The 11,872-nt window shown below is 56.5% G+C and carries 10 protein-coding genes; 7 read left to right on the forward strand and 3 right to left on the reverse strand.

What is annotated here, in order from left to right:
• Nucleotides 1–235 precede the first annotated feature (235 nt).
• The 5 genes from bioF (at nucleotide 236) to B3P58_RS04570 (ending at nucleotide 4,932) form a co-directional block, all read left to right on the forward strand.
• On the forward strand, nucleotides 236–1,426 hold the full coding sequence (bioF, locus tag B3P58_RS04550) for an 8-amino-7-oxononanoate synthase (protein ID WP_286716307.1): 1,191 nt from the start codon (nucleotides 236–238) through the stop codon (nucleotides 1,424–1,426).
• Complete coding sequence (locus B3P58_RS04555) at nucleotides 1,423–2,223, forward strand: alpha/beta fold hydrolase (protein WP_286716309.1); 801 nt, start codon at nucleotides 1,423–1,425, stop codon at nucleotides 2,221–2,223. Before bioF ends, B3P58_RS04555 begins: the two co-directional genes overlap by 4 nt.
• The gene (gene bioC / locus B3P58_RS04560) at nucleotides 2,220–3,050 is read left to right on the forward strand and encodes a malonyl-ACP O-methyltransferase BioC (RefSeq protein WP_286716310.1); all 831 of its coding nucleotides are present in this window, start codon (nucleotides 2,220–2,222) and stop codon (nucleotides 3,048–3,050) included. Before B3P58_RS04555 ends, bioC begins: the two co-directional genes overlap by 4 nt.
• Before the next feature lie 17 nt (nucleotides 3,051–3,067).
• Complete coding sequence (gene bioD / locus B3P58_RS04565; RefSeq protein ID WP_286716312.1) at nucleotides 3,068–3,787, forward strand: dethiobiotin synthase; 720 nt, start codon at nucleotides 3,068–3,070, stop codon at nucleotides 3,785–3,787.
• A gap of 98 nt (nucleotides 3,788–3,885) precedes the next feature.
• Nucleotides 3,886–4,932, forward strand: coding sequence for a cyclic nucleotide-binding domain-containing protein (locus B3P58_RS04570; protein WP_286716314.1), 1,047 nt, complete (start codon nucleotides 3,886–3,888; stop codon nucleotides 4,930–4,932).
• A 21-nt stretch (nucleotides 4,933–4,953) separates the two neighbouring features.
• Here B3P58_RS04570 and B3P58_RS04575 read toward each other — a convergent pair whose 3' ends face one another.
• A complete protein-coding gene (locus B3P58_RS04575; RefSeq protein ID WP_286716316.1) occupies nucleotides 4,954–5,835 on the reverse strand; it encodes a TIGR02285 family protein in 882 nt (293 codons plus the stop codon).
• Between the two features lie 399 nt (nucleotides 5,836–6,234).
• Between B3P58_RS04575 and B3P58_RS04580 the strand changes: the two genes are divergently transcribed.
• Entirely contained in the window at nucleotides 6,235–8,994 is a 2,760-nt protein-coding gene (locus tag B3P58_RS04580) for a peroxidase family protein (RefSeq protein ID WP_286716318.1), read from the forward strand.
• A 103-nt stretch (nucleotides 8,995–9,097) separates the two neighbouring features.
• On the opposite strand, the gene B3P58_RS04585 is transcribed toward B3P58_RS04580, so the two are convergent.
• The gene (locus B3P58_RS04585) at nucleotides 9,098–9,700 is read right to left on the reverse strand and encodes a peroxiredoxin (RefSeq protein WP_145469595.1); all 603 of its coding nucleotides are present in this window, start codon (nucleotides 9,698–9,700) and stop codon (nucleotides 9,098–9,100) included.
• Between the two features lie 194 nt (nucleotides 9,701–9,894).
• On the opposite strand from B3P58_RS04585, the gene B3P58_RS04590 reads away from it, so the two are divergent.
• The gene (locus B3P58_RS04590) at nucleotides 9,895–10,665 is read left to right on the forward strand and encodes a TonB C-terminal domain-containing protein (RefSeq protein WP_286716319.1); all 771 of its coding nucleotides are present in this window, start codon (nucleotides 9,895–9,897) and stop codon (nucleotides 10,663–10,665) included.
• Nucleotides 10,666–10,756: 91 nt separating this feature from the next.
• Here B3P58_RS04590 and B3P58_RS04595 read toward each other — a convergent pair.
• A partial coding sequence (locus tag B3P58_RS04595; protein WP_286716321.1) for a uracil-xanthine permease family protein occupies nucleotides 10,757–11,872 on the reverse strand: 1,116 nt, incomplete at its 5' end.

Below are 11,872 nucleotides of genomic sequence, written 5' to 3' on the forward strand. Positions count from 1 at the left end.
GGGTGAGAAACAGAGGAAAAATGCATAGCAACTCCTGACAGTGGAAGATACCCAGGCCGAAGCAGGCCCGGCTCCGGACCGTTCCGCAGTAAACTTGTAAACCATTTTTAAATTGACTGGTTAACCATCGGCATTATGATCAGCCGCAACTCCCCTGTCGAGTCGGCAACAGAAACAGACGAGCCGGCAACAGCGACAGGCTTTAACCCATTCAGAAAAGGCACCCTCAGGCAGCATGAGCTGGAACCAGCGTATTCAACAGGCACTGCATGAACGCCAGCAACAGCAGCTGTGGCGCCAGCGCGCTCTGCTGGGCGATGTGCAGCAGACACACACCCTGCGCAACGGCCAGCCGGTGCTGAACTTCTGCGCCAATGATTATCTTGGTCTGGCCGCCTGTGGTGCTGATGATCTGGCCCATGCCGCACAGCGCTGGGCGATGGGAAGTGGTGCTTCACATCTGGTGTGTGGCCACAGCAGCGCCCACCATGAGCTGGAGCAGGCACTGGCCGCGCACTGTGGCTATGAGCGGGCGCTGTTATTCTCAACCGGTTTTATGGCGAACCTCGGCACGATTGCCGCCCTCGCCGGACGTGGTGACGAAGTGCTGCAGGACAAGCTCAACCACGCTTCACTGCTGGATGGCGCCTTGCTCAGCCGCGCCAGACTCAGCCGTTACCGCCATGCCGATTACCACCATCTGCAACAGCTGCTGGACGTGCCGGCCAACGGCGAACGTCTGATCGTCAGCGACAGTATCTTCAGCATGGACGGCGATCTGGCCGACGTCCGCCGCCTGAGCGAACTGAGCAGCGAACACAACGCCCTGTTAATGATCGACGACGCCCACGGCTTTGGCGTACTGGGCAGCACACTCAACATCGAACCCGCTGCAGGCCAGGGAGTACGGGCCTATTTTGGCCTCAGTCCGCAACAGCTGCCGCTGTACGTCGGCACTCTGGGCAAAGCGCTGGGCGGTTTTGGTGCTTTTGTGGCCGGCAGTGCTGACCTTATCGATTACCTGATCCAGTTTGCCCGGCCTTACATCTACACCACCGCGCTGCCACCAGCGCTGGCCGAAGCAATGCTGGCCAACCTGAAGCGTCTGCAGCAGGGCGACCGCCAGCAACAGTTGCAGGCCAATATCCGCTACTTCCGCCGTCAGGCCGCCAGTCTGGGTTTATCGCTTATGCCGTCAGAATCAGCCATTCAGCCGCTACTGATCGGTGACAGCGGTAGCGCCCTGCGGCTATCTGAGCAGTTGCTGCAACGCGGGTTGTGGGTCAGTGCCATCCGTCCGCCCACCGTACCTGCCGGCAGCGCCCGCCTGCGCATAACCCTGAGTGCTGCACACCGTCAGAGCGATATCGACTTACTGTTAAACGCCCTCGCTGAATTGCTGCCGGTTCAGGAGGCCAGTGCATGAGCCAGCCTATCTCTCCATGGCGCCTGCTACGGACAGAAAGCCCCGGCCCCGACTGGTTCTGGCTGCCGGGCTGGAGTTTTGCTCCGGAAGTCTTTGCCCCGCTCTATAACCAGCTGCCGGGTCAGCACTATGGCTTTGATTATTCCGTAACAGGTGTTGCAGACAGCAGTGACTTCAACAGCTGCGCTCAGGCTCTGATCAATCAGGCTCCCGCCAGTCCGCAACGTCCGGCGATCTGGGTCGGCTGGTCACTAGGCGGAGCGCTGGCCTGCACGGCGCTGTCTGTTTCTGCAGCGGCATCGGCAACGCAAAAAACGGGCAATATTACCCTGATCACACTGGCCACCAGTGCCACGTTCTGCCGTTTACAGGCGGAAGACGAGTTTGGTCTGGATGCCGATCTGCTGCAGCAGTTCAGCCAGAATATGCAGCAACAGCCGGAGAAAACCCGGCGCCGCTTTCTCGCACTCTGCACTCAGGGCGCCGCTGACGCACGGCCACTCAGTCGCCTGCTTGCCAGCCACCAGCTGAGTGATCCGGCTACCCTGCTGCCGGGCCTCGACTGGCTGCGCAGCTATCGTCTTAACCCTGCAACCGGCAACCGCCTGCAGGTCAGGCAGGAACAACACTGGCTCGGCAGCCACGATGCGCTCAATGCCGGCGGACTCAACCCGGTGTATTACAGCCCCGGCCACAGTCATGCCTTTTTTCTCGAACCCGAGGGACAGGCCGCCCTGTTAACCCGGCTGCAGGCCTTATGCTGCCAGCTCAAACCGGCCAGCGGAGCACAGGGATGAACGCTGAATGTCTTTCTCTGCAGACGCCCGGCGACAGCACGATAACGCTGCAGCGTGATAAACGTCTGGTAGCACAGCAGTTCAGCCGCGCCGCCCACTCGTACGATCAGGCCGCAGGCATTCAGCTGCAGGTGCGCAATCAATTGCTCAGCCGTCTGCAGCGCGTAAACGGGCCGCTGTTTGGTCACTGGCTGGATATTGGCTGTGGTACCGGCCAGACCCTGCCACGTCTGCACCAGCTGGGCGCACAACAGGTTTGCGGTATTGATCTGGCCTACGGCATGATCAGCAGTGCCCGGCGCTTTGCCAGCCCGGCCATCGCCCTGTTACAGGCCGATGCCGACCAGATTCCTCTGGCCGATGCCAGTTGCGATGGGCTGTTTTCCAGCCTGATGCTGCAATGGAGCGAGCAGCCGCACAGCACCCTGCGGGAATGGGCGCGGGTACTGAAACCCGGCGGCACACTGGCCCTGGCAACGCTGCTGCCCGGTACTCAGCGGGAGCTGTTACAGGCCTGGCGCAGCATCGACGACAAGCCTCATGTAAATAATTTCATCAGCGCCGCTGACCTGCAGCAGGCACTGTTGCAGGCCGGATTGCGCAGCGTCAGCCGGCAGCAAAGTCTGTTGCAGGAGCATTACGACTCACTCACCAGCCTGCTGCGCAACCTCAAAGCCATTGGCGCCACCAATGTGAACCCCGGCCGGAAAAGCGGTCTGGGCGGCCGCCGGGCATTGCAGCAGCTGGATAACGCTTATCCGCGTGACCGCAATGGCCTGCTGCCGCTGAGCTATCAGGTGCAGTGGCTGCTGCTGCGTAAAGAGTAAAATGGGAACAGAGCCAAATGACACAGCGTCTCTTTATTACCGGCACCGATACTGACGCCGGCAAAACCCTGATCAGTGCCGCCTATCTGCTGAAAGCACAACAGCAGGGTTTAACCTGCCTGGGCCTGAAACCCGTCGCCGCCGGTTGTGAACGTAAGCCTTCCTCTTCTCTGATGCGCAACAGCGATGCCCTGCTGCACCAGCAGTACAGCCAGCCGGCACAGGATTACAACATCCACAATCCCATCGCTCTGCAGGCAGCGATTGCACCCCATATTGCCGCGCAACAGGAGCAGTGCACACTTACCGTGGACAGTCTGATGCAGGCCTGCCAGCCCGCCCTGCGTCAGCAGCCGGATCTGCTGTTATGCGAAGGCGCCGGTGGCTGGTTGGTACCATTAAATAACGCAGAAACCCTCGCCGATTTTGCCTGTGCACTGGGCGCCCCGGTGATTCTGGTGGTGGGTATGAAACTGGGCTGTATTAACCACGCACTGCTCAGTGCCCGCGCTATACAGCAATCCGGCTTAGTGCTGGCCGGCTGGGTGGCCAACCAGCTGCCACCGGGGATGACCGCGGCACAGGAAAATCTGCAATTCCTGCAACACTGGTTCAACCAGCAGAATGTTCCCTGTCTGGGGGTTATTCCGCCTATCGACGCTCTGAATTACACAGATAAGCAACAATTACAGGCCGTTTCTGCGCGTCTGCATTGGCCGCCGGGCCTGAAATTGTGAATAACAGGCACAGCAAAAAACGGCAGGCTTTGTGATAGTGTGCAAAAATACATTCATCGTGTGTTATTTCATTCGTCATTGGTCAGGCCAGAAACACCATGGAAGATTCCATCAATCCATCTGCAAGCGCGCCGGATACGGCCCTTACAACAGAGCAGATTCAGCGCTTTATTCCTTTTGATGAGCTGTCTGCCCATGCTGTCAGCGAGCTGTTGCCACATTTCCGTGCCTATTCGCTGGCCGATAAAAAGATTCTGTTCAAACGTGGTGAAGAAGACGACGAATGTCACTTTCTGCTTGAAGGAACGGTCGACCTGGCCGATGACCAGTTCCGTATTACCCAGATTAAAGGCGATGATGACGAAAACTTTCTCGCCCTGGATGCCAGCCATCCGATTCACCGCCATGCGGCCATTACCCAGTCGCCCTGCCAGTTGTTTGCTATCAAACGTCAGTATCTGGAGCTGATCACCACATGGTCGGAATTACGTCAGGCCTATGATCAGGAAGAAGACTCTGAACACGACTGGCTGGAAAGCCTGCTCACTTCCGATCTGTTCAACCGTGTACCACCGGCCAATATCCAGAAGCTGCTGGCCCGTTTTAACGAACGTGAAGTGTCACTCGGTGAAGAAATCATCCACGAGGGCGAAGAAGGCCACGAGTGCTATGTGATCAAAAGCGGCAAGGCCATTGTCAGCCGTAAAGTAAATAACAAACAGGAAACCCTCGCCGCCCTTGGCAGCGGAGATCTGTTTGGTGAAGATGCTCTGGTAAGCAACCTGCCACGTAATGCCAGCATTACCATGAGCAGTAACGGCGTGTTGATGGTATTAACCAAAGAAGACTTCGACACCCTGCTGAAAACGCCAGTGGTTGAATACGTCAGCGAAAACCAGCTCAGCGCCCTGATCGATGAAGGTGACACCGGCACCGTGGTGCTCGATGTGCGCCTGCCACAGGAAGTCGCGGCCAGCCCGATTCACCGCGCAACAACCATACCACTGGCACAGCTGCGCAGCCGTCTGAATGAATTATCCAAAGCCTTTGTTTATGTCATTACCGGTGAAGGCCGGGCGGAAGCCGCGGCCTATATCCTCACCGAAGCCGGTTATCAGGCGCGGGTACTGAAGCGCAGCGAATAACGCAGCGCCTGCCAGACCGTTTCAGGGCCTGGTTACCGGTGCAATCATTTCTTCATACGCTTTCATATAACGCGGCAGCGTATTGCGGTCGAGCCAAACCGCCATACGCTGACGGTTGGTTTCGGTATTTTTCTGCTCAGCTACCCAGCGGTTTACCGCCATAATCACCCGCTCTCCCCAGAGGGTTTTCGGACAGGCAACATAGCCTTTGGCAAACTGTGGTAACTCGCGGATCGACAGGGCCACCAGCTCATGCGCCTCCGGTGCCTGAATCGTGTCGACCATATAGCGGTTAATCCAGGGATATTCGATGATGTAATCGATACGTCCCGACTGCAGCATGCGGTACAGGCTCAGCGGCCCATGCAAACTGGAGAGCACCGTCGCGCGCTGATACACATTGCCGGCACTCAGCAGGTTATCGAGAAACACATAATAGGAACGGTCAGCTACCAGCCCCAAACGCAAATTGGTCCGCGCCAGCATATCTGCTGCTGCAATGGTCATCTGCGGCGCAAACAACGCCTTGTAATCTTCCAGCCGCACCATAAACGCCAGCGATGGAAACAACGCCGGTGAATCACTGAACAGCGTATATTTGGCCCGCTCCGGCGTATACAGCGCCCCCGGATGACAGATATTTTCGCCGGCACGGATCAGCTGCCAGGCACGGGCCGGGGTCATCTCCTCACGCACATGCCGGTAGCCACTCAAAGAGGCTGTAACCGCCCCCAGATATTCATCGACAATACCTTTACCCGCCATGGGCCCATCGCTGATATGCAGCGGCGGATATGGCATCACAATCCAGCGCAGCGGCGGACGATCATCCGCCTGCGACAACTCCTGCGCCTGCATCGATGACATCAGGGCCAGCAAGCCCAGTGCTAACAGCCAACGCATACAAAGCTCCGCTATTTGCCGATAACCAGAATCTAAGCGTAGACCAGCAGGCTTTATCGGAAAGCAGCAGGCTTTATCGGAAAGCAGCAGGCATGCAGAGCACTCATCAAAGCTGTGCCTAACCATCACCTTCAAATTTGGCAATGCATATTTTAAAACCAAGGTACCAAATTAAAGCAATGGCGGATATAAACCCCTCAAAAAAAGACCATTTGCGCCGCGCATGTCAAAAAAATCCAACATAAAATTACAAAATGTAACTCTAAATGCCAACCTGACGCCTCTTTACGTTGCTTTACAAGGCCGCTTTCAACCCTCCGTGCTTCACTGCCCTGCCTGTCGGTTTACCCGGCAGTCACGCAGAAACTACAAAAATAACAAACTCACGGAGACCAACCTATGAACAGTATCTGGGTTACCTGGCCCGCGCTGGTCAAGTTCGGCACATTAGGGATTTTTGCCGGACTCATTACCCTCGCCGTTGAACGGCAGGAGTTATTTAAAAACAACCTGTTCGATTTCGAACGCTGGGATGAGTACAACGCCGACATCCACTGTGATGAACGCAGCCTCAATGCCCGGACCGAAGACGGTACCTGTAACAATCTGGAAAATCCGGCGGAAGGTTCGGTGATGCGTCGCTTCGGCCGTAACGTTGAACTCACCGCCGCTCATGGCGAAACCGAAGCCGACACGCTGCTGACGCCTAACCCGCGTGAAGTCAGTAACGTGCTGCTGTCACGCGGCGACGACTTCAAACCAGCCACTTCCGTTAACTTCATCGCGGCGTCCTGGATTCAGTTCATGACTCACGACTGGTTCTTCCACGGTGAAAACAGCGCGGAAGATCCGATTCAGGTACCGCTGCCTGCGGGCGACAGCATGGGTTCGGGTGTACTGGAGGTGCGACGCACCCAGGATGACCCAACCCGTATCGCTGCTGAAGCGCACCTGCCGGACAGCTACCGTAACTTCAACACCCACTGGTGGGATGGCTCGCAGATCTACGGCAGCGATCTGGAAACCTCCAACAGCATCCGTGAATTTCAAGGTGGCCGCCTGACCATTAACTCCGACGGCACGCTGCCACGGGAGTTTTTTTCAGGTCTGCCAAAGACCGGTTTCACCGATAACTGGTGGGTCGGCCTGAGCATGCTGCACCAGCTGTTCGTCAAAGAGCACAACGCGATTGCCGAAATGCTGGCGGCAAATAACCCGGGGAAAGATGACCAGTGGCTGTACGACAAAGCCCGCCTTATCAACTCCGCACTGATGGCGAAAATTCACACGGTCGAATGGACCCCGGCAATCATTGCCAACCCGGTCACCGAACGTGCGATGTATGCCAACTGGTGGGGCCTGGCTGGCAACGCCGACAAGCGTGACCAGTACGGTGCTGAGCTGGATAAAATCTATGCTGATCTGGCTAAGAAAGATTCCTGGATCCGCCATATTCTCGGTGTGGATCCGAAGCTGGCAGAAGCGATGGAACAGGGCGACTTCCTCGAGTGGGCCATTACCGGTCTGGCCGGCGCTCGTCAGTCTGACAACGCCGGAGTACCCTTTACCCTGACCGAAGAGTTCGTGGCGGTATACCGTATGCACCCGCTGATGCGTGATGCCATCGACGTCTACGACATTGGCTCCAATATGGTCAGCAACCGGATTGCCATCGAAGATACCCGCGACGGCGACGCTGAAGACATTCTTGATGATGAAGGCTCTGACCGCCTGTGGTACTCCTTCGGTATCACCCATCCGGGCGCTCTGGTGCTGAACAACCACCCGGAATTCCTGCGTAATCTGAATCTGCCGCTGGTCGGCAAGATGGACATCGCTGCCATCGACGTGATCCGTGACCGTGAACGTGGCGTACCACGTTACAACGAATTCCGTCGTCAGATTGGCCTGAACCCGATCACCAGATTTGAAGATCTGACCAGCGATGCCGCAACCGTGGCGGACCTCAAGCGTCTGTACAACAACGACGTGGAAATGATCGATGCCATGGTCGGTATGATGGCTGAAACCGTGCGTCCGGAAGGCTTTGCCTTCGGTGAAACGGCGTTTCAGATTTTCATCATGAATGCGTCACGCCGCATTATCACCGACCGCTTCTTTACCTCCCACTACAACCCGGAAGTCTACACCCAGGAAGGTTACGACTGGGTTGAAAACAACACCATGGTGGATGTACTGAACCGTCATTTCCCGCAGCTGAACACCTCCCTGATCGGCGTCGACAATGCCTTCAAACCCTGGGGCCTGAACATCCCGGCGGATTACGACAGCTGGGCTGCCTGCGATAAACAGGAACTGCTGTGGACCAACGGTGTGAAGCGTACCACCTACGCCGAAGGCGAACTGCCGGCAATTCCGGATGTGGATACCGGCGCCCTGATCAACCGCGTTCTGTGGGATAAAGTGCGCTACGTCGGTGATGTGGCTCCGGTCGGTCACAGCAAGCCGATTCACCCGCACGGTGCAGTCGCCAAGGTCGCCTTCAACGCCACCGGCAATCATCCGTTTACCGGCGTATTCAAAGGTAACGAGTGTGGTCTGCTGCGCATGTCGGTCACCGGTGATCCGGCCGAACGAGGCGTGCAGCCGGGTCTGGCCTGGAAAACCTTTATCGATGGCAAGCCGTCTGAAAACGTCTCCGCGCTGTACACCCTTACCGGTCAGGGCAACAACTACAACCTGTTCGCTAACGAACTGTCGCAGTATGTGCGTCCGGAAGCCAACGATACGCTGGGTGGCACCATTCTATTCTCGCTGGTAACCACCAAGCCGACACAGCTGATGGTGAATGCCATGGCCGAAGTGAACTCCGATGGCAGTGCTGCCAGCGGCGCCAGGTCTCCAACGCAGATCTACTTTGTTCCGGCCGCTGAGGTGAAAAACCGCTTCAGCAGTGCAGCACACGATTTCCGTACCGACCTGCTGAGCCTGCCGGCCGGCACCAAACTGTACGATGTGTATGCCACCGACAAAGAAATCCGTAACTCCATTTTCAGCAGCCTTGCTGCGCGCTATGCCGCCGAGCGCCGTAACAGCGCGGTGAAAGTGGGTGAGATGGTGCTGACGTCTGAATTCGCCGCCTCCGCTTTTGGCGATTCCGGCATCTTCTTCAAGCATCAGCGTTACGAAGACCGCTGATCCGGTCAGTGGTTGCGGTTCGCCGTAACCACTGCAGGAGCATAAAAAAACCGCCGCAGGAAACTGCGGCGGTTTTCTTTTTTACAGCGAAGAGGCGTGGCGCTTACAGTTTGCCGGCTTCTTCTGCCAGGTACTTGGCAACACCTTCAGGAGATGCGTCCATACCTTTGTCGCCTTTGTTCCAGCCAGCCGGGCAAACTTCGCCGTGCGCTTCGTGGAATTGCAGAGCTTCAACCAAACGCACCAGCTCATCGATATTACGGCCCAGTGGCAGGTCGTTGATGTTGGCAGCACGTACCACACCTTCTTTATCGATCAGGAAAGCACCACGCAGCGCAACGCCACCGGCAGTTTCTACGTCGTATGCTTTACAGATACCGTGGTCAACGTCAGCCGCCATGGTGTACTTAACTTCGCCGATACCACCTTTGGCAACCGGCGTGTTACGCCATGCGTTGTGGGTGAAGTGAGAGTCGATAGACACAGAAATCACTTCCACGCCCAGCTCTTCGAACTTGGCCATACGGTGATCCAGAGCGATCAGCTCAGATGGGCACACGAAGGTGAAATCCAGTGGATAGAAGAACACCAGAGCGTATTTGCCTTTGGTTGCTTCTGCGAAGTTGTATGAATCAACGATGGTACCGTTGCCCAGTACAGCCGGAACGGTAAAGTCAGGTGCTTTTTTACCTACCAGTACGCTCATGTTTCTTACTCCCTGTGAGTTCTGAAATTTATCGGTATTATCCGGACAACACCTGCGGCGCAGCCGGAGCATAAAGAGCTGGTATCATACAACGCGCTCCCGGCTAAGCATACCGCCGCCGCCAGAGAATCAGGGCGATGATTAATTTTGCCAATCATAGCCATAGCAATTGTCTATAACACGGGTAAGTGATTGTGGCAGAAGGGTTTTTCAGCAAACTCTCGGCACCGAAGCGGAGACACTACCAGCGCTTGCTGCTGGCTGTGGCTATCTCGTTGTTGCTGCATGCCCTGCTGCTGTCGGCGCCCTTCTCTGTACGGCTGTCACCGGCCCAGACCCAACCCGTAATTAATGCCGAACTGCGCCAACCAGAGGCAAGCGCCCGGACCTTACAGGATGAAGCACCAGCTCAGGTGCCGACGACTCAGGTTCAGGCAGTCCCGACTCAGGAAGTGGCTCAAAGCCAAAGCGAAGCTGTTAAACAAAACGCAGCTGTGAAACACAACGCAGTTCCGGAGCAGAGTCAGAAGCAGCCTCAGGCAAAAACAGAAGCCGCCAAACAACAAACCCAGCAGCTAATACCTGAGCCGCAATCCACACCACAACCAAAGCAGCAGTCGAGCGCACAGACAGCACAACAACCGAGCCAGAAACAAAGCGGACTGGTCACTGAGAAAGAAGATTTATCAGCCGATCCACTGGAGCGCAGCTACCAACAGAAACTGCTCGCGCATCTGCGAGAACGGGTAATTGCACCGGCGCAATTTACCGGCAGTGTAAGGCTGGAGCTGACCTTAAGTTACCGTCAGGTGGCCACCAACGTGCGGGTTATCCGCTCCAGTGGCGACCCGCTGATGGATGACTGGGCGGTAAAAGCTGCACTGAGTGCCAACCCGTACCCCAGAGTGCCGGATGAATTACCGGCTTCGTATACCTTTCGCCCGACCATCCGCACCCTGCAATAACGCAGCTGCATGCCCTGAACACAGCCCATAAAAAATGGCCGCATAGGCGGCCATTTTTCTGCGGATAATGCAGATAAAAAGAAACGACAGCTTATTTACTGTGCTCCAGAATATCTTCCACAATTTCCTGCTCTTCATGCAGGTCTTCAGCGTCGGCTTTCTCATGCGGCAACAGCAGGTTCAGCACAATCGCCACCACACCGCACAGGCTGACACCCTGCAGGTGGAACTCGGAAGAACCGATTGCCATACCACCAATACCGAATACCAGAGTGGTCGCCACAATCACCAGATTGCGCTGTGCACTCATATCGACTTTGGCTTTGATCAGAATGTTCATGCCAACACCGGCAATAGAGCCGAACAGCAGAATCATAATACCGCCCATCACCGGCGTCGGAATGGTCTGCAGCAGCACACCAAACTTGGCCACGAATGCCAAAACAATGGCAAACACTGCCGCCCAGGTCATCACTACCGGGTTAAAGGCTTTGGTCAGCATCACCGCACCAGTCACTTCGGAGTAGGTGGTGTTTGGCGGGCCGCCAAACAGAGACGCCGCAGAAGTCGCCAGACCATCACCCAGCAGAGTGCGGTGCAGACCTGGCTTCTGCACGTAGTTTTTACCGGTCACGCTGCCAATCGCCAGAACGTCACCAACGTGTTCAATCGCCGGCGCAATGGCCACCGGAATCATAAACAGAATGGCCGCCAGCTGAAATTCCGGCGTCACAAACTGCGGTAACTTAACCCAGGGGCTGGCATCCACAGCTGTCAGATCGACCATGCCGGTAAACGCCGCAATGGTATAACCCACCGCCACACCGGCCAGAATCGGCACCAGACGGAAAATACCTTTCGCCAGAGTGGCCACCAGCAACGTGGTAATCAGGGCAGGCATCGAGACCCACATGGCATCGGCATAGGGGAAGAGTTCTGCTGATGCATCACCGGCTTTACCCATCGCCATATTCACCGCAATAGGAGCTAAGCCCAGACCAATCACCATAATAATCGGACCGGTAACCACCGGCGGCAGTAAACGGTGCAGGAAACCCGGGCCACGCAACGCCACCAGAGCCGACAGCGCAACATAAACCATACCGGCACAGAACAGCGCGCCCATGGTGGCCGCCATGCCCCAGGTTTTTACGCTGAACAGAATCGGCGCAATAAAGGCAAAAGATGAGGCCAGGAAAACCGGCAC

This window comes from Thalassolituus sp. UBA2009 (assembly GCF_002335285.1).
In the GTDB taxonomy this organism is placed as follows: Bacteria; Pseudomonadota; Gammaproteobacteria; order Pseudomonadales; family Oceanobacteraceae; genus Venatoribacter; species Venatoribacter alkanivorans.

Coding starts and splice junctions, on each gene's coding strand:
- B3P58_RS04570 (WP_286716314.1), top strand. CDS start 3,886: ATGGAAGATTCCATCAATCCATCTGCAAGCGCGCCGGATACGGCCCTT.
- B3P58_RS04575 (WP_286716316.1), bottom strand. CDS start 5,835: ATGCGTTGGCTGTTAGCACTGGGCTTGCTGGCCCTGATGTCATCGATG.
- B3P58_RS04555 (WP_286716309.1), top strand. CDS start 1,423: ATGAGCCAGCCTATCTCTCCATGGCGCCTGCTACGGACAGAAAGCCCC.
- B3P58_RS04580 (WP_286716318.1), top strand. CDS start 6,235: ATGAACAGTATCTGGGTTACCTGGCCCGCGCTGGTCAAGTTCGGCACA.
- bioD (WP_286716312.1), top strand. CDS start 3,068: ATGACACAGCGTCTCTTTATTACCGGCACCGATACTGACGCCGGCAAA.
- bioF (WP_286716307.1), top strand. CDS start 236: ATGAGCTGGAACCAGCGTATTCAACAGGCACTGCATGAACGCCAGCAA.
- bioC (WP_286716310.1), top strand. CDS start 2,220: ATGAACGCTGAATGTCTTTCTCTGCAGACGCCCGGCGACAGCACGATA.
- B3P58_RS04585 (WP_145469595.1), bottom strand. CDS start 9,700: ATGAGCGTACTGGTAGGTAAAAAAGCACCTGACTTTACCGTTCCGGCT.